Below are 16,944 nucleotides of genomic sequence, written 5' to 3'. Positions count from 1 at the left end.
AGATAATAATGTACTATTTAGTTTTTGGAGTATAGCTCCAGATAATATGTTTTTTTTCTTCTGGGGTTAGCAGACCGTCATCTAAGTTTCGTAGGCGCTCTGTGTATTCTTTGAGTTTTTCCTTCCAGTAAGCAAGTTTTTCAGGATCACGTAGGTAATCTTGGTATATGGTCACCAAATTAGCAGCTCTATAAAACCGTTCCAAAGGGTGGGCTTCCGTATTATAAGCTCTTTGATACCAATAGACGGCCTTTTGATAATCTTTTTCTTCGTCGCTTCCATAGATTTGTCCTAATATTACCATAGCATCATAAAGATAGTATTCGTTGGCTGCCCGCTCTAACCAATAGCACGCTTGGGTATAATCCCGCTGATAATAGGGATGAGATCTTTGTTCTTCCAAGTAGTAGTCAAAACCTAGGCTAAAACAAGCCAACTTATAGCCATATTGCACTGCTTTTTCATGCCAAGCAAAGATCTCTTGTGTGTCTTTTTGATGATAGGTACAGTACCCCCCCATCGCCCCCATCGCCTTGGGATGACCTCCCTCTGCGGCTTTTAACATTTCTTCCTCCGCTAACCGATCGTTCGAGGGAGGATAAGGAGGTTTACTCTGCCCGCTAATTACTGCACTGTCCAACATATCTCCTAGCCTATAATGTTGCTCAGGGGTGAGGTAGTCATTGTATTGCATATAGATATCATAGGCGGGGCCGACAAATCCTTCTCGGTAGCACTTGTCGGCCTCGGAAAGGGCGGCGGCTATCTCCGCCGTAGGGGTAGGGCGGGGCGCTAACGCTACAAGCAACTCCTTGAAGAAATCCTCCGAGAGCTGCCCATAAGTGGGGGCTATCCCTATGATAAATAGACTAATTAGCCAATAAACTTCTCGTTCCATGGTTAGTTCTTTATTAGTGAATGTACAAAAATTTGTTGATGTGCTAATTTGCCAATTTTGCCAATGTGATAATTTGCTCATCGACTCATTGACTCATTGACTCATTGACTCATCGACTCATTGACTCATCGGCTCATCGACTCATTGACTCATCGACTCATCGACTCATTGACTCATCGGCTCATCGACTCATCGGCTCATTGACTCATTGACAAATTAAAACTTCGGTTTGAGGCTATACTTGAGGTAGAATTTTTCAATGATATCCTCCACTTCGTCGGCAGTATCTACAATGCGGAAGATGTCCATGTCTTTGGCAGAGATGTTGCCAAACTTGTCCAAGAGGACTTCCTTGATCCACGCTACCAATCCACTCCAAAACTCGGAACCCACCAAGATAATAGGAAAAGGTTCTATCTTAGTTGTCTGAATCAGGGTAATAGCCTCAAAAAGCTCGTCCATAGTACCAAAGCCTCCAGGAAAAACAACAAAGGCTTGGGAGTAACGGACAAACATCACCTTACGGGCAAAAAAGTAGTTGAAATGCAAGTTTTTATCCCTGTCTATATAGGGGTTATCATGTTGTTCAAAGGGGAGTTCTATATTGATTCCCACTGAGGCACCCTCGCCCTGAGCGGCACCTTTGTTGGCTGCTTCCATGATTCCAGGGCCACCGCCTGTAATCACTCCAAAGCCCATACCTACGATACGTTCGGCTATCTCTGTGGCCAAGTTGTAGTACTTACTGTCAGGCTGGATACGAGCAGAACCAAAAATAGAAATACAAGGACCTATGGCGCTGAGGCGTTCGTAGCCTGTAACAAATTCGCTCATAATCTTGAATATACCCCAAGCATCATGTTGTTGTAATTGAAATTCTTCAAATTGTCTTTTCTTTGTCATCTTTTATAATTGTTAATTATTAATTGTCATGTTACTTTAAGGACGTAACTTTCACAAAATAATCAAGTTATCTACCATGCTGGCGCGAGTCACATACTCGCTTCCAAGTATTCAGCGACTTTAGCTCGTGCCTAACTATAATTAGAGCCTTTGGCTCTTCATGATAGAGCTGCAAGCTCGCGCCAGCGAGGGAAAATCAGTGGGAGCTTTCATTATATCGAACTCACATTAATATAGTTAGGCACTGCCAGTGAGGCGTCCAGTTGTGAGCACTTATGGCTTTCTGTGAAATGAAAAGCAAATGTACCACTTTTTTTTGAGTTAAATATGTTTTAGTTGAAGTATTTTTTACGTAAATTTGCCCTTATTTTCTATTTATTCCCATATATAGTTATGGCTGTTATCGTAGAGCACTTAACCAAACAATACGCAGGACAGACTGTGGTGGATCACCTTGATTTTGAACTTCGCAAAGGCGAAATCACGGGTTTTCTAGGGCTGAATGGCGCTGGGAAAACCACTACAATGAAGATGATCAGTGGTGCCCTTTTGCCCGATGAGGGCGATGTTCGTATCTTGGGCTATTCTATTCTTACACAGCGCGAGGCCGCACAAAAGCACTTGGGATATCTTCCCGAGCACAATCCTCTGTACCCTGATATGTATGTAAAGGAATACTTAAGCTATGTGGCTGATATCTACCATGCCCCCAAGCGAAAGGTGACTGAGAGTATTGCCCTAACTCGTTTGGAGAGCCATGCCCATAAGAAGATACACACCCTCTCTAAGGGGTATCGCCAGCGGGTAGGACTAGCCGCTACCCTGCTACATGATCCCGATGTGTTGATCTTAGACGAGCCTACCAATGGGCTTGACCCTCAACAAATCCTAGAGATACGACAAATAGTCCGTGATCTGGGACAGGAAAAGGTAGTGTTGCTCTCCTCTCATATCATGCAGGAAATACAGGCCGTTTGCCAGCGAGTGCTTATTCTCCACAAGGGGAAGATTATCCTCAATGAGCCTATGGCGCAATTACAAGACAAGGAGCAAACCATAGAGATCCTATTTGACTTCCGCGTGGAGGAACAACTGTTGCGTCGTATTCCTCATATCAAGACAATTCGCAACAATGAAGAATTTTTCTTCACCCTTACCTTTGATACCCAGGAGGATATGCGCCCTAAGCTCTTTGACTTTGCCATGGAGAATGGACTTAAAATCCTACAGATGAACCATCGACACACTGACTTGGAACAACTTTTCACCGAACTTACTAAAACAAACTAACTATGAGTCACCCTCTTTTACAGATAAAAAACTTAAGCAAACAGTATGGCAAGCAATGTGCCCTCTCTGGGGTCTCCTTAGAGATTCCTCAGGGGAGCATTTTTGGACTATTAGGACCTAATGGAGCAGGGAAAACGACCCTTATCCGTATCCTCAACCAAATTATCTTCCCCGATGCAGGAGAGGTACTCTTGGACGGCGTGCCACTAAACCCTACACATATCTCCCATATAGGTTATATGCCCGAAGAGAGAGGCCTCTATAAGAATATGACGGTAAGCGAACAACTCCTATACTTGGGACAACTCAAGGGATTGAGTCGTCAGCGTGCCAATGAGCAATTGGATTTTTGGCTTAATCGCTTGGAGATAGCCCATTGGAAGGGAAAGAAGCTACAGGAGCTTTCCAAGGGTATGGCTCAAAAGGTGCAGTTTGTCGCCACAGTACTCCACCAGCCTAAGCTCCTGATATTTGACGAAGTCTTTAGCGGTTTAGACCCTATCAATGCGGAGATTATCAAGGATCAGGTGCTTTACTTACGCGAGCAAGGGGCAACCATTCTCTTTTCCACCCACCGTATGGAGTCAGTGGAGAGCCTATGCGACCATATTGCCCTGCTAAACCGCTCCAAGCTGCTCCTAAGTGGAGAGCTAAAAGCCATTAAGCGACAGTTCCAAGAAAACACCTATGAAGTAGGTATCATCCCTCATGAAGGTAGCTCCTTCGAGGAGTTTAAAAGTCGTTACCAAACGGCTCCCGCCCAATTCCCTACTATTCATAATGAGGAAAAATGGCTTGTAAATCTCAGCAAGGAACAAGATCCTCATGAGTTACTTTTCTACTTAGCAGAAAGGGGCAAAATCACTCACTTCAATCAGCAAATACCCAGTGTCAGTGATATCTTTATACAGACAATTCAATCCGTGAAGAGTGAGTAGTTATTAGTGGTTAGTGGTTAGTGGTTAGTTATTAGTGATTAGTGGTTAGTTATTAACGCGAATCAATTGTAGAAAAATAATTGTAGACTCCAATTCGTTAAGACGCAATAAATTGCGTCTTAGAAAGTTAGCAAAGAGAGCATTTAACTATTGATTCTCTTCTCTAATTAAAAACTAAAAATTAAGAACTAAAAACTATATCAGGATTGCCGAAGCACCGATACGGCTTACCCCAAGGTCAATATATTGCAGGGCAGTTTCCCTATTTCGGATACCCCCAGAAGCCTTTATCTTGGCTCTATCACCCACTACTTCCTTTATTAGTTGTACATCGGCGAGGGTAGCTCCTCCTGTACCAAAGCCCGTGGAGGTCTTGACAAAGTCAGCCCCTGCATCTACACAGATTTGAGAAGCTAAACGTTTTTGGTCATCATTGAGATAACAAGTTTCTATGATTACCTTTAGCACCTTATCGGCTGTTTCCTGCTTGAGTAGAGCGATTTCGTCCAATACTTTAGCTGTCCGTCCAGAGAGGAAGAGACCAAGGTTAATAACCATATCTATCTCATCGGCACCTTCGGCCAGTGCCGTGGAAGTCTCATATAGCTTGCCCTGAGTGCTCATTGCTCCTAATGGAAATCCCACTACTGTACAGACTTTTACATCAGTACCCTTGAGTAGTTGCGAAGCCAAAGGGACATAGCTGCTATTTACACAAACTGAAAAAAAGCCATATTGGTGTGCCTCTTGGCAGAGTTTTTCTATGTCGGCAGGAGTTGCCGTTGCTTTAAGAAGCGTATAATCAATGTATTTTGCTAAGTTCATCGTAAAAGAGATTGAGAAAAAGAGGCTACCTGATATGCACCAGATAGCCTCTCATAACAAATATTTATGAAATCAAATTATAGAAGCGAATCTAAGGCATCGGTATAGGTTTTCTTAGGCGCAACACCTACTTGTCGGCCTACTACTTCTCCGTCCTTGAATACCAATACGGTAGGGATATTTCTCACTCCATATTTGGCAGCGAACTCTTGGTTGTTATCCACATCCACTTTGCCCACTACTACTCTACCTTCGTATTCGGAAGCCAATTCCTCTATTACAGGGCCAAGCATACGGCAAGGACCACACCATGTTGCCCAGAAATCCACTAATACAGGTTTATCACTCTTGAGTACTACTTCATCAAATGAAGCATCAGTTATTTGTAATGCCATATCTTTAAACTTTAAAAATTATGAGTGCAAAAGTACGAAATTTTTCGTAGAAAAAGAATGGTTTTTTCATAGATTTTTTCTATGTTAGCAATTAGTAGTTAATGGTCAGTGGTTAGTAACTCAAAACTTTTTTGTACCTTTGCACTCCAAACAACAACACCATTGACAATTAACAATTGATAATTAACAATTAAAAATGGTTTCTCTATTTCAAAAATACAATGTACCAGGGCCTCGTTATACCAGTTATCCTACAGTGCCTTATTGGGAGGACAGCTCTTACTCTTATGAAAAATGGCTTTCTTCGGTGAAGACTTCATTTGCTGAAAGCAATAGCTCTCAAGGAATTAGCCTTTATATACATCTGCCTTTTTGTGAGAGTCTTTGTACTTTTTGTGGCTGCCATAAGCATATCACCAAAAGGCACGAAATGGAAGATCCTTATATAAAAAATGTTCTCAAGGAATGGCAACTCTACTTGGCAGTACTGCCCTCACGCCCCCTCATCAAGGAAATCCACTTGGGAGGCGGAACCCCTACTTTCTTTTCTCCTGACAACTTGCAATACCTTATTGACCGCATCTTTGACGGAGCGGATCGGGCAGAGGGCTTCCAATTCAGTTTTGAGGGGCACCCTAATAACACCACTCGTGAGCACTTGGAAAGGCTCTATGCTTTGGGTTTTACGCGCGTGAGCTATGGGGTGCAGGACTATTCTCCTGTGGTACAGAAGGCTATTCACCGCATCCAGCCTTTTGCCAATGTGGAGCGTGTAACGCTCGAGGCAAGGGAAATAGGTTATACCTCCATTAGCCATGACCTTATCTTTGGGCTTCCTTTCCAAAAAGAAGAAGATGTTCGCTATACGATAGACTGTACCAACCGCCTACGCCCTGACCGTATTTCCTTTTATAGTTATGCCCATGTGCCTTGGGTCAAGGGGACAGGTCAACGTGGATTTGATGAAAATGACCTACCTACCGCCGACCAAAAAAGACATCTCTATGAGATAGGTAAGCAGCAACTGTTAGACAATGGTTATATAGAAATAGGTATGGATCACTTTGCGCTGCCTACAGACGAGATGTATGAATCGTTTGTAGGAGGAACATTACATCGCAATTTTATGGGCTATACCGCCTCCAAGACCCAGCTGATGATAGGCTTGGGTATCTCGGCCATTAGTGATAGTTGGTATGGCTTTGCTCAGAATGTGAAGACGGTCAAGGAATATGAAGAAGTCTTAGCCGAAGATAGGATACCTGTGTATCGCGGGCATATTCTCTCGGAAGAAGACCTTATTCTACGCCGACATATCCTAAACCTCATGTGTCAGTTCCACACCTCATGGGAGCAGGAAAAACTGCAATTCCCTGAAGCAGAAGCAGTCAAATCCCGTCTTTCAGAAATGGAAAAGGACGGACTGATACGCATTCTTCCCGAGGCAATAGCCGTTACCGATGCGGGTAAGCCTTTTGTAAGAAATATATGTATGGCCTTTGACCTAAGATTGCAGCGCAATGTACCCACTACGCGCATTTTCAGTATGACGATATAGTTTAGAGAGACCTCTTAGTCATCAAAGAGGTCTCTTTCTATTTCTTCCATTTCAATAATATCCAATGCTTCTTGTAGGGTAGGGCAAACGACGAGTTCTTCGGGGAAGTCATCTGGGTTATAATGCTCATAGACTACCACAAAGGAATGCTCGCCCTCGGCACGTACCATTTCGGAGAGGTAAAAAAGTGCATCAAGCTGTTCTTCATCTAGCTCGGTTACCCCCTCCAAATGGATAATGATATGGCATGGCTTTAGGGTGGGATCTTTTAGAAGTTGGTTGGCTGTGTCTAGATTAATCTCCTCCCCATTGAGCTTAATGGTAGCTATAAGGTCTTTTTTGTGTATATGCATACTAAAAGTGTTTAGAAAAGGTTATTTGTTACCAATGATTCTCAAGATATCTCCAAATACGCCACGAGCAGTAACAGCAGCTCCTGCACCAGCTCCTTGGATCACGATAGGATTTTCTCCGTAGGATTCGGTGTATATCTCAAAGATAGAGTCCGCCCCCTTGACCTGCCCTAAAGCACTGGTTACAGGTACAGAAACGAGTTTTACATCCAAGCGCGCTGTGGCTGTTTGCGACAGATCTCCATGGAGGTCACCGACGTAGCGCAAGACGGTACCAGCAGGGGCATTGTCCTTAATCTGTTGATAGATAGGATCAAACTCCTTTAGGCGGGAGAGGAACTCCTCACGGCTACCTTGGCGCAAGGCTTCAGGGATAAGGTTCTCAATAGTTACTTCTTCGAACTCATTTTCCAAATCCAATTCGCGTGCCAGAATCAGCAGCTTACGACCTACATCATTACCGCAAAGGTCTTCACGTGGATCTGGTTCGGTATAGCCGCTATTAATCGCCTTCTGAAGAATCTCACTAAAGGGGGCATCACTGGCTGAATACGTATTGAAGAGGAAGCTCAGTGTACCTGAGAAAATTCCCTTGATACGGGTGATATTTTCTCCAGAGTGGTGCAAGAGCTTAATGGTATCAATCAGCGGCAAGCCCGCTCCTACATTGGTCTCATAGAGGTATTGCTTCTTGTATTGGGCAAGTGTTTCTCTGAGTTTTTTATAGAAAGGATAACCGATAGTATTGGCAATCTTATTGGCTGAAACCAAATCAAAACCATTTTCCACCAGTGGGAGATAGTTCTCTACAAAGTCCTTGCTGGCGGTTACATCAATAGCGATAAGGTTTTCCAAGTGATGCTGTTGTGTCTGAGCGATAAGGTCACTCATCTGATAAGGGACTTTGTGAGTATCAAAAGCTGCATATTGCTCAGGAGAAATGCCTTTATGATTGAAAAGCAATTCTCTGGAATTGGCAATAGCGACGATTTGCAAGTTGATATTTCTACGCTTGAGGATATCGGCACGTGCTTCAAAAATCTGCTCAATAAGAGTACCTCCTACAGTACCACGCCCGAAGATCGCCAGATTGATACGTTTGGAGATTTCAAATATTTCCCCATGAATTACATTGACTGCCTTAGGAAGGTCCTTTTTGTGTACCACCACACTAACATTGCGTCCCGTAGCGGAGTTGTTAATCAGCAGCGGGATCACTTGGTTGCGAATGAGTGCATTGTAAGGTTTGTCAAAGTCAGCCAAGTTCTGTCCTACGATAGAAACCACGCCTACCTGCTCCACAAGATTGACCCCACTTACGTCTTGACTATATACATCTAACTCAAATTCTCTTTCCAAGGCCTGTTTCGCCTTTTGGGCATCCTTATTGGCTACTAAGAAGCCAATACCTCGCTCAGAAGAACCTTGAGAGATAATACTCACACTAATTTCCGCCTGTGCCAAAGCGCGGAAGATACGTGCATCCACCCCTACTTTTCCCAAGAGACCACGCCCTTCCAAGATGACCAAGGCGTAGTTCTCCAAAACAGAGATTGCACGAATACCCCCTATATTTTCCTTAGCCTCACAGATGAGTGTACCTGCATCATTGGGCTTGAAGGTGTTGAGAATACGCAAAGGGATTTTCTTTTCCAAAAGCGGAATAATCGTCTTGGCATGTAGGATAGAGGTACCAAAGTTGGCTAGCTCATTGGCCTCCTCGAAGGAGAGTTGGCGGATAATCTTGGCATCGGATACCAATTCCGGATTAGCGGTAAAAATCCCATCTACATGGGTGTAGTTTTGGAGTTCCTCCGCCTGCAAGATAGAGGCTAAGATAGAGGCTGAGTAGTTACTTCCGTTGCGTCCCAAAGTAGTAGTTTCCCCATGTACATTGGCGGCGATAAAGCCTGTAACAATAGGGGTAACACCTTGTGGGAGTTGTGCAAAGTACTGAATGGTACTCTTAGCCGAAGCATCTTCCACGAGCTGTGCATTCCCGAAATGGCTATCAGTCACATAGAAGTGGCGGCTATCGGCAAAAACCGCTTTGATTCCACGCTTGCGTAGGAGGTGAGAGATATACTTCGCCGAAAGGACTTCCCCCTGAGCCAAAGTATGATCCTTAATCTTATCATTGTAGTCACCCAAAAGAGAGACCCCATCGAAGATACGTTGTAATATGGAAAATTCCGCAGAGAAGTCTATATCCTCTCCTGCGATTTGATATTGCTTAAAGGCTTGGAAGTCGGCTGAAATATCCTCCCCACGGGCGGCACGTTCCAGCATAGACTCCAACTGGTCGGTAGCCTTGTCACGAGCAGAAACTACTACCGCAATTTCCTGTCCCTGAGCTACCTTGTCTGTAATAATGGAAAGTACTGTTTCTAAGCCCTTTCCGTTGGCGAGGGACTTCCCTCCAAATTTGAGAACTTTCATATATTTAAGTGAATAGTGAATAACAAAATTAGTGAACAGTGATTAACTATCTAATATTAATCCTATCAATATTAATCATCAACAACTGTCTTACGTTAATTAAGGCTGCAAATATACAAATTTTCTTTTATTCAACCATAAATAAAGAAAAAAATTTTGCTAATAAGGTAATTTGCCAATTTATTAATGAGACAATTTGCCAATTTACCAATGAGACAATATGTCAATTTGCTAATTAACTTAAAACTAAAAAATCCAAACTCAAAACTGAATTGGAGTGCAAAGATACAACATTTGGGAGGGGGTTGTCAAGGATTTTTTAAGTTTTAAGTTGCCTAAGAAGTTGGGCATTATTATTCTTTACCTTCTTGCTTTTCACTATTCATTAACCACTATGTAGTCATACCCTTTGACAGAGAAAGGAATCCCTAAGCGCTTATTTAGAGGGCGTATTTTTCCATCGGTGAAGCGTATGTAGCAGGTGTTAATTGTAGAGGGAAAGAAGAATCTGTCATAGTCCTTGCCTCGCATCTCAACAAATTGTATTCCTACCCATGCCTCGCCCTTGGGAACAAATACAGAAATCTTACGTGAGAAAGTCTGTGGCTCTGCACTGGGGAATACCTCTATATAAATAGGCTCTTTGAGCAAAGGCGTGAAGACCTTGTGTTCCTTATCTGTCTGATAGACCACCACCCGCAGCACCGCCATATAGAAATCACTTCGGTGTACATCAATGCTAAATTCCGTAAGTCGTGCATCATGCTTGAGAGTGAGAAAATCACCTATCTCTGAGTTGAGATACTGCCTATCACTTGTAGGTTCAAAACCGTCTTTCATCTCACCATAGAGCTTAAAGACAGAGGGAACACCCTTACCCCTGATTGTGTATAGATTGGGTTTCTGCAGGGTAAAAGAAGCCTCAGGAAGCTTTATATCAGCCTCCTGCAAGACTATTTTCTTTTGTATATCCTTAGCCAACAGCACCTTACGCTTATAACTCAAGTGAGAAAAGTAGATACTATCGGTAGGAGCTACCGAAAGGCGCTCCAAGGAGAATTCTCCATATTCGTTGGTGATAAGCCCTTTGGTAGTGCCTACTACGCCTATATTTACATATTCAACAGGAGCCCCCTTTACAGAGAGAACCTGCTGTTGCGCCAAACAAGGGAGCGCAAAGAGAAAGAAGAGAAAACGCATAAACTAATGATTAATAACCAATAACTAACGAATAGTGACTAATGACTAATGACTAACAACTAATCACTTATCATTATTATCGTCCTGCTCGTATACCTATCATAAAAGGATATTCACCTTTGGGGTTATTTGTAAAGAGAGGGGCGAGGCTATAACGACCATAGAGACTCCAGCCCTTGACCCCAATATGAGCCGAGAGACCATAAGTCCATAGATTGGTATAGAGATCCTTACGGATGATTGTTTTATAGACATCCCCTTGCTGCTGGTAATTGATCTTTTGGCTGGAATCAAGCAAAAGACCTACAAAAGCACCTACCCCCAAGTACAGATTTTCATGGGTTTGGAAATAGGATACATTCCTATGGATTTTATCTTTGGAAAAATCCCATTCTATATCTATGGGAATAATTAGGTAATGTGCTCGGAACTTGGACTTAGTCAGTTCACTATCATAGGGAGTTAACTGCGTATTACCTGCCTGTCGGTCATAATAGTAGTTGCCTCGTATCTTGAAGTTCTCATATAGCCAAGAGACACCAAAGTTCAGGTGTAGCAGATTGTCATTTTTCCTAAGACGAAAATTGGTATAGAGCCCCAGCTCGAAAGACTTAGAACCGAGCGGACTCAAACGCTTGTCGCCAAAATGTTCAGCAGAACTTAGATTGAGTACACCCAAAGCCAGATAAGGCAAATAAACATCTCCCCTGTTGATATAGCGGCGTATGTATTTATTAGCCTCTTGACGTTGTGCCAAAGAATCCACCTGAGCCACCGCCTTTTGGTAAGCCTCAGAAGAGGAGGCAAGGGTATCAGAAGTAACCTTCAGACTATCAGCCGGTAAGGCCTTCAGTTCCTTATCCAATTGTCCTTGAAGGGTTTGTGCCTGCGCATAGATCAACTGCTGGGTACGTTGCTTAGAGCGTTCTTTAAAATCCTTTTTCATCTGCTCGGCCTGTTCCTGGGAAATCTTCTGTTGTTCCAAGAGATCCTCCACCGAAGATAATTGCTTGAACAAATATGCTTTCTGCGCTGCTACAATAGAGTCCACCGCATACTTACTCGCCAATATATGTTTCTCCACTGGATTTTGTGCCCAAAGGGTAGCTCCTGCTAAGAGGAAGAAAGCTATAAAAATTCTTTTCATAATCATTAATGGTTAATTTAGCAACTAAGGCACAAAACTACGTATTTTCTATTAATTTTCCTATTTTTTGAAGTTAAATTTTAAACTAGCTACAATAAGGGAAAGTTATTTTACTTTTTGACGGAAAATAGTTAAAAATAATTTTTTCTGAATTCTTTTTCGTAACTTCGTCCCCACAATTAACCCATTTACCAATCAAATCATGAAAAAGCTATTATCCCTTTCCCTTGTGGGTTTATTCCCTTTTATACTGCTCAAACTACCCAATGAGGTGGTGTCAGGTCGTGTACTAGCCCCTATTTTCTACGCCCTTCTTACAATTCTATGTATCATAGAGCTCTATAAAAGAGTGAAAGACAAAAGACAAAAAGTAAAAATTTCTTAGTGAAATTACTTGATTTTTGGCATCAAAAATCGTATCTTTGCCAAGGCAATCCAATAATTTGTAAAAAACCAGACCTATGAAATCCTTTTTAAGAAAAGACGCCAGAAGTTTTTACTTTGTGTTCTGTCTCATTTTCTTCTGCGCTGTTATCACCTATCGCATAGTAAGTGGAGGAACCTCCTTGCTAAATACCTTCCTCTTAATCTTCACTGCCCTGCTCAATGTAGCTTCGGCAGGCTTCTCCCTTTATGAGGTAAGAAAAAGAGAAAACCTACATCATGAGTCATGACTAGTGACAAACGGCTAGTGAGCAGTGACAAATACTATATAACGGATTGGTCTCTAGTCATTGTTTATTAGTATGCCTCGAAAGATTAAAACAGCTATATAATCTCTGATTCGTTAAGATGCAATAAATGGCACCTCTACAAACTCAAATATTTGTTAAAAAATATCTTCTTTTAAAAATAACTCGTAATTTTGCCGCGAATTACTCTATGGGGGTCGACTGGTTTTGACAGCAAGCCTAAGCATAAAGTAAGCACGCCGAGCTATGAAGCTAATGCTCGATAATCTCTGTTTCAACACTTTAAATGGCGAGAATAACTACGCTCTTGCTGCCTAATCTGAATTATAGTAGGATTTCTGGCTAAGTCCCTACAAGGTAGGGAGGCGAGATGTCTCTGAAAGCCCTTGTTGATGGCTCGTCGCAAAAGAGACACCATTAAAATCAACATGGAACCTTGTGGTGGCTTCTTCCATTAGGTTCAGCTCTTACAGAAGCTAAGGGTAGTGTGGGGCGTTCCCGCTCAGCACGACCACGAAAAACAAACGGGAACTAAGCGTGTAGAAAGCCTTGTGGTTACTTGTTTGGACGAGAGTTCGAATCTCTCCGACTCCACTTATATAAAGCCATTCCCTCCTTCGAGGGAATGGTTTTTTGCTTTTTATCAAGACAATGACTTTAAAAACTTCTATATGCACACTTTAGATGATTTTATCTCCGCCAGAGAACATCTCTCTCAAGTACTCTTGAGCACCAAGCTCATCTACAGCCCTATTTTCTCAGAGGAATCTGGAAATAAAGTATTTATCAAACCTGAAAACCTACAAAAAACAGGCTCTTTCAAGATTCGTGGAGCTTTCAATAAAATCCTAAAGCTCTCCCCCGAGGAAAAGAAAAGAGGGGTCATTGCCTCTTCTGCTGGAAACCATGCACAAGGGGTTGCTTATGCAGCTAAGAAACTGGGTATCAAAGCCGTAATCGTCATGCCTAAATCTACCCCGCTGATCAAGGTGGAATCCACTCGTAAGTATGGCGCTGAGGTAGTCCTCTATGGCGATGTATATGACGATGCTTATAAAAAAGCAAAAGAGTTAGAAGCCAAAGAAGGCTATGTCTTTGTTCACCCCTTTAACGATGAAGATGTATTGGAAGGACAAGGTACTATTGCCTTAGAAATCTTGGAAGAAGCTCCGGATATGGATATCATCTTGGTGCCTATCGGTGGTGGTGGCCTTATCTCAGGAATTGCTTGTGCGGCCAAGCTCATCAAACCTTCTATTCGCATCATTGGAGTAGAACCCGCCGGAGCTGCCTCTGCCCTGGAGGCAATGAAGGAAAATAAAGCGGTAGAACTCCCCGAAGCCAATACCATCGCTGATGGTACAGCTGTGAAGCGCATTGGGGAAATCAACTTTGAGTATATCAAGGAATATGTTGATGAAATTATCACCATCTCGGACTATGAGCTGATGGAGGCTTTCCTCCTATTGGTGGAAAAACATAAGATTATCGCTGAAAACTCTGGTGTCCTTCCTATGGCTGCCCTTAAAAGGCTCCACCAAAAGAACAAAAAAGTGGCTCCTGTGGTCAGTGGCGGCAATATCGATGTACTGATGATCTCTTCCATGATTAATAAGGGATTAATAAGCCGAAACAGAATCTTCAACTTCTCAGTGAGTATTCAGGACAGACCTGGAGAGTTGGCTAAAATCACACAGATTATTGCTCAAGAGGGTGCCAATGTAGTCAAGCTCGCTCATAATCAGTTCAAAAACCTTTCCCGATTCCGTGATATCGAGGTACAAGTCACTGTGGAAACCAATGGACTAGCTCATATAGAGAAACTCACCCAAGCCTTCCGTGAAAAAAATTACGAAATCACTCTGACTAGATAACTTGAGTATGATATAACTATAATTTACTTACAATAACCTCCCTCATGACATACTCGCCTTGGCGACTTACTTACAAGGAGGAGGAAGTACTTGCCAATCGGTAGATAAGATAGTGTGTTTATAGAAGTCCTCAACACAAAAAGCCTTCTACAAAGCAAACACTGGGAAATTTACTAATTGACAAATTATTCCTATCTTTCCTCTATAAATATGGATACAATCAAGATTCTTTTGAACGTTTTAAAAAGATTTCTCCCTTGGTTTCACTTAGAAGAATGCGATTCCCCTCTAGGAGTTTAGGCTGATTTTAACTCATACTTGTGTGGTTTTACCTTTTATTTTCAAGGCATACTTACATTGGTCCATTTGCAAACGGGTTATTAATAATTGCCCTTAACAATTAACAATTCTCCACAGGTGTTTATCTCGTTTTTTTTCCTTAATTTTGCCCCCTTAAAACAACAACCTTTTGATGGAAAAAGTAATTGACGAAACTCGACAAGGTGCCCCCCTCTCTCTTGAGGGTGATGCTAAGAATACACGCAAACTCTATATAGAAAGTTATGGCTGTCAGATGAATTTCTCTGATAGCGAGATTGTCGCTTCTATCCTACACAAGGTGGGCTTCAATACTACGGAAGACCTACACGAGGCGGATTTGGTACTGATCAACACCTGTTCAGTGCGAGAAAAGGCCGAACAAACCATTCGCAAGCGCCTCGAACAATTCAATGCTGTAAAGCGACACAAGCCTGCTATGAAGGTGGGGGTACTGGGCTGTATGGCCGAACGCCTCAAGCATCAGTTCTTGGAGGAAGAACATATCGTGGACTTAGTCGTAGGCCCTGATGCATATAAGGACTTACCCAATCTCTTGGAGGAGGTGGATAATGGTCGTGATGCGGTCAATGTACTTCTCTCTCGTGATGAGACCTATGCTGATATTTCCCCTATTCGTCTCAATAGCAATGGAGTTACCGCTTTCGTTTCTATCACTCGTGGGTGTGATAATATGTGTACTTTCTGCATTGTCCCCTTTACCCGTGGTAGGGAGCGCAGCCGAGATCCACATTCCATTATCCATGAGATAGAAGACCTTTGGGAACGTGGATTTAAAGAAGTTACCTTGCTAGGGCAGAATGTGGATAGCTACCTATGGTATGGGGGTGGGCTGAAAAAGGATTTTGACAAAGCTACTGATATACAAAAGGTTACTGCTGTGAATTTTGCCAAACTTTTGGATATGGTAGCCACTCAGTTTCCCAAGATGCGTATTCGCTTCTCCACTTCCAACCCTCAGGATATGACCTTGGATGTAATTGACACTATGGCCAAGCATCATAATATTTGCAAATATATACACCTACCTGTACAAAGTGGTAGTAACCGTATCCTTAAGGCCATGAACCGCTTGCATACCCGAGAGGAGTACTTCGCTCTGATTGATGGTATTCGTGAGCGCATACCCGAATGTGCCATCTCTCAGGATATGATCACAGGCTTCCCTACAGAAACAGAGGAAGATCACCAAGATACACTTTCCCTTATGGAATATGTCAAATATGACTTTGGCTTCATGTTTGCCTACTCTGAACGCCCTGGCACCTTGGCAGCACGCAAGATTGCGGATGATGTACCCGATGAAGTTAAGAAACGTCGCCTAACTGAAATCATTGACCTGCAACAAAAGCACAGCCTCTACCGTACGCAAGCCCAAGTAGGCAAAACCGTAGAGGTGCTCATAGAGGGTAACTCCAAGAAATCCGACAAAGAATGGATGGGACGCAACACCCAGAACACAGTAGTGGTATTCCCCAAAGAACAATACAAGGTGGGCGATTTTGTCAATGTAAAAATAACCAACTGTACCTCCACCACCCTCATCGGGGAAGCGGTGGGATATAGTGATATGAACTAATATATAATCCTATGGCAACAAAGCTGATACACCCTTATTTCGGTGCCTTAGACACTTCCTCTGTGGAAGGACTCATTGAAGGTGATTCTTATGATGTCCTTTGGGAACAAGAAATCCCTTACAAAGATAGTATTATCTGGGTATCTTTCTGGTTTTCTAAAGGAGATGACCTCTTGAAAGAACGCTTAGATGCTTTTGAAGCTTTTATAAAGAACCTATCCAAGAGAGAAGAGGAAGCACGAAAAGCCCTTATACAATATCTAAAAGAGCACCCTGACTATTTCAATCACTTCAAGGAAAAAACAAAAGAGGCACCCCATGATATCGAAACTTTCATTAGTGAATTGGAGCTAGATATTATTGACCTTTGGTATCCCCAAGAGGAAGAGGCTGATGTAGATATGTACTTTGCTCCTTATTATGGAGAAGAGGTCGAAAAAGAGGAAGTTATCTCCGTACAGTTCGCCCTCTCAGGAGAAATTCTTTCTATAGATTGGGACGAATAATTTTTTTA

Annotated in this window: 16 protein-coding genes and 1 other RNA gene; 9 read left to right on the top strand and 8 right to left on the bottom strand. The window is 42.6% G+C overall.

The genetic code is table 11. The annotated features are described in order from the left end of the window. Positions 1-13: 13 nt before the first annotated feature. Both Q0625_RS07515 and Q0625_RS07510 read right to left on the bottom strand, forming a co-directional pair. The gene (locus Q0625_RS07515; protein ID WP_298825300.1) at positions 14-898 is read right to left on the bottom strand and encodes a tetratricopeptide repeat protein; all 885 of its coding nucleotides are present in this window, start codon (positions 896-898) and stop codon (positions 14-16) included. A gap of 216 nt (positions 899-1,114) precedes the next feature. Next, complete coding sequence (locus Q0625_RS07510; RefSeq protein ID WP_298825297.1) at positions 1,115-1,801, bottom strand: TIGR00730 family Rossman fold protein; 687 nt, start codon at positions 1,799-1,801, stop codon at positions 1,115-1,117. A 393-nt stretch (positions 1,802-2,194) separates the two neighbouring features. Here Q0625_RS07510 and Q0625_RS07505 point away from each other — a divergent pair, with 393 nt between their 5' ends. Together Q0625_RS07505 and Q0625_RS07500 are read left to right on the top strand one after the other, a co-directional pair. After that, positions 2,195-3,091: an ATP-binding cassette domain-containing protein gene (locus tag Q0625_RS07505; protein WP_298825335.1), complete on the top strand. Its 897-nt coding sequence runs from the start codon at positions 2,195-2,197 to the stop codon at positions 3,089-3,091. Positions 3,092-3,093: 2 nt separating this feature from the next. Beyond that, a complete protein-coding gene (locus Q0625_RS07500; RefSeq protein ID WP_298825294.1) occupies positions 3,094-4,029 on the top strand; it encodes an ATP-binding cassette domain-containing protein in 936 nt (311 codons plus the stop codon). Between the two features lie 195 nt (positions 4,030-4,224). On the opposite strand, the gene deoC is transcribed toward Q0625_RS07500, so the two are convergent. Both deoC and trxA read right to left on the bottom strand, forming a co-directional pair. Next, a complete protein-coding gene (gene deoC / locus Q0625_RS07495; protein ID WP_298825291.1) occupies positions 4,225-4,854 on the bottom strand; it encodes a deoxyribose-phosphate aldolase in 630 nt (209 codons plus the stop codon). Between the two features lie 77 nt (positions 4,855-4,931). Further along, on the bottom strand, positions 4,932-5,249 hold the full coding sequence (gene trxA, locus Q0625_RS07490; RefSeq protein WP_298825288.1) for a thioredoxin: 318 nt from the start codon (positions 5,247-5,249) through the stop codon (positions 4,932-4,934). A gap of 196 nt (positions 5,250-5,445) precedes the next feature. Here trxA and hemN point away from each other — a divergent pair, with 196 nt between their 5' ends. Further along, positions 5,446-6,807: an oxygen-independent coproporphyrinogen III oxidase gene (hemN, locus tag Q0625_RS07485; protein ID WP_298825285.1), complete on the top strand. Its 1,362-nt coding sequence runs from the start codon at positions 5,446-5,448 to the stop codon at positions 6,805-6,807. A gap of 14 nt (positions 6,808-6,821) precedes the next feature. Here hemN and Q0625_RS07480 read toward each other — a convergent pair whose 3' ends face one another. The 4 genes from Q0625_RS07480 to Q0625_RS07465 all read right to left on the bottom strand — a co-directional run bounded on the left by Q0625_RS07480 (position 6,822) and on the right by Q0625_RS07465 (position 11,946). Continuing rightward, positions 6,822-7,160, bottom strand: a complete 339-nt coding sequence (locus tag Q0625_RS07480) for a hypothetical protein (RefSeq protein ID WP_298825282.1) — start codon at positions 7,158-7,160, stop codon at positions 6,822-6,824. Positions 7,161-7,181: 21 nt separating this feature from the next. Continuing rightward, positions 7,182-9,599: a bifunctional aspartate kinase/homoserine dehydrogenase I gene (gene thrA / locus Q0625_RS07475; RefSeq protein WP_298825279.1), complete on the bottom strand. Its 2,418-nt coding sequence runs from the start codon at positions 9,597-9,599 to the stop codon at positions 7,182-7,184. A 378-nt stretch (positions 9,600-9,977) separates the two neighbouring features. After that, a complete protein-coding gene (locus tag Q0625_RS07470) occupies positions 9,978-10,799 on the bottom strand; it encodes a carboxypeptidase-like regulatory domain-containing protein (RefSeq protein ID WP_298825276.1) in 822 nt (273 codons plus the stop codon). A 76-nt stretch (positions 10,800-10,875) separates the two neighbouring features. Beyond that, entirely contained in the window at positions 10,876-11,946 is a 1,071-nt protein-coding gene (locus tag Q0625_RS07465; RefSeq protein ID WP_298825274.1) for a hypothetical protein, read from the bottom strand. Positions 11,947-12,148: 202 nt separating this feature from the next. Between Q0625_RS07465 and Q0625_RS07460 the strand changes: the two genes are divergently transcribed. From Q0625_RS07460 to Q0625_RS07435, 6 genes are all read left to right on the top strand, one after another. After that, positions 12,149-12,331: a hypothetical protein gene (locus Q0625_RS07460; protein ID WP_298825271.1), complete on the top strand. Its 183-nt coding sequence runs from the start codon at positions 12,149-12,151 to the stop codon at positions 12,329-12,331. Between the two features lie 76 nt (positions 12,332-12,407). After that, positions 12,408-12,620 (top strand): hypothetical protein, encoded by a 213-nt coding sequence (locus tag Q0625_RS07455; RefSeq protein WP_298825268.1) that lies wholly within the window; start codon positions 12,408-12,410, stop codon positions 12,618-12,620. A gap of 211 nt (positions 12,621-12,831) precedes the next feature. Continuing rightward, positions 12,832-13,235: a transfer-messenger RNA gene (gene ssrA, locus Q0625_RS07450) on the top strand. 74 nt (positions 13,236-13,309) lie between these two features. Beyond that, positions 13,310-14,512: a threonine ammonia-lyase gene (gene ilvA / locus Q0625_RS07445; protein ID WP_298825265.1), complete on the top strand. Its 1,203-nt coding sequence runs from the start codon at positions 13,310-13,312 to the stop codon at positions 14,510-14,512. Positions 14,513-14,984: 472 nt separating this feature from the next. Continuing rightward, a complete protein-coding gene (gene miaB / locus Q0625_RS07440; protein WP_298825262.1) occupies positions 14,985-16,430 on the top strand; it encodes a tRNA (N6-isopentenyl adenosine(37)-C2)-methylthiotransferase MiaB in 1,446 nt (481 codons plus the stop codon). A gap of 11 nt (positions 16,431-16,441) precedes the next feature. Continuing rightward, on the top strand, positions 16,442-16,936 hold the full coding sequence (locus tag Q0625_RS07435; RefSeq protein ID WP_298825260.1) for a hypothetical protein: 495 nt from the start codon (positions 16,442-16,444) through the stop codon (positions 16,934-16,936). Positions 16,937-16,944: the final 8 nt, after the last annotated feature.

Source organism: uncultured Capnocytophaga sp. (assembly GCF_938029845.1).
GTDB lineage: Bacteria > Bacteroidota > Bacteroidia > Flavobacteriales > Flavobacteriaceae > Capnocytophaga.
The sequence above is the reverse complement of the archived record's forward strand: the minus strand, read 5'-3'. Positions and strand labels throughout refer to the sequence as shown.

What these genes read in the sequence shown, in the direction of transcription:
- Q0625_RS07515 (WP_298825300.1), bottom strand. Translation starts at nt 898, where the DNA reads ATGGAACGAGAAGTTTATTGGCTAATTAGTCTATTTATCATAGGGATA.
- Q0625_RS07510 (WP_298825297.1), bottom strand. Translation starts at nt 1,801, where the DNA reads ATGACAAAGAAAAGACAATTTGAAGAATTTCAATTACAACAACATGAT.
- Q0625_RS07505 (WP_298825335.1), top strand. Translation starts at nt 2,195, where the DNA reads ATGGCTGTTATCGTAGAGCACTTAACCAAACAATACGCAGGACAGACT.
- Q0625_RS07500 (WP_298825294.1), top strand. Translation starts at nt 3,094, where the DNA reads ATGAGTCACCCTCTTTTACAGATAAAAAACTTAAGCAAACAGTATGGC.
- deoC (WP_298825291.1), bottom strand. Translation starts at nt 4,854, where the DNA reads ATGAACTTAGCAAAATACATTGATTATACGCTTCTTAAAGCAACGGCA.
- trxA (WP_298825288.1), bottom strand. Translation starts at nt 5,249, where the DNA reads ATGGCATTACAAATAACTGATGCTTCATTTGATGAAGTAGTACTCAAG.
- hemN (WP_298825285.1), top strand. Translation starts at nt 5,446, where the DNA reads ATGGTTTCTCTATTTCAAAAATACAATGTACCAGGGCCTCGTTATACC.
- Q0625_RS07480 (WP_298825282.1), bottom strand. Translation starts at nt 7,160, where the DNA reads ATGCATATACACAAAAAAGACCTTATAGCTACCATTAAGCTCAATGGG.
- thrA (WP_298825279.1), bottom strand. Translation starts at nt 9,599, where the DNA reads ATGAAAGTTCTCAAATTTGGAGGGAAGTCCCTCGCCAACGGAAAGGGC.
- Q0625_RS07470 (WP_298825276.1), bottom strand. Translation starts at nt 10,799, where the DNA reads ATGCGTTTTCTCTTCTTTCTCTTTGCGCTCCCTTGTTTGGCGCAACAG.
- Q0625_RS07465 (WP_298825274.1), bottom strand. Translation starts at nt 11,946, where the DNA reads ATGAAAAGAATTTTTATAGCTTTCTTCCTCTTAGCAGGAGCTACCCTT.
- Q0625_RS07460 (WP_298825271.1), top strand. Translation starts at nt 12,149, where the DNA reads ATGAAAAAGCTATTATCCCTTTCCCTTGTGGGTTTATTCCCTTTTATA.
- Q0625_RS07455 (WP_298825268.1), top strand. Translation starts at nt 12,408, where the DNA reads ATGAAATCCTTTTTAAGAAAAGACGCCAGAAGTTTTTACTTTGTGTTC.
- ilvA (WP_298825265.1), top strand. Translation starts at nt 13,310, where the DNA reads ATGCACACTTTAGATGATTTTATCTCCGCCAGAGAACATCTCTCTCAA.
- miaB (WP_298825262.1), top strand. Translation starts at nt 14,985, where the DNA reads ATGGAAAAAGTAATTGACGAAACTCGACAAGGTGCCCCCCTCTCTCTT.
- Q0625_RS07435 (WP_298825260.1), top strand. Translation starts at nt 16,442, where the DNA reads ATGGCAACAAAGCTGATACACCCTTATTTCGGTGCCTTAGACACTTCC.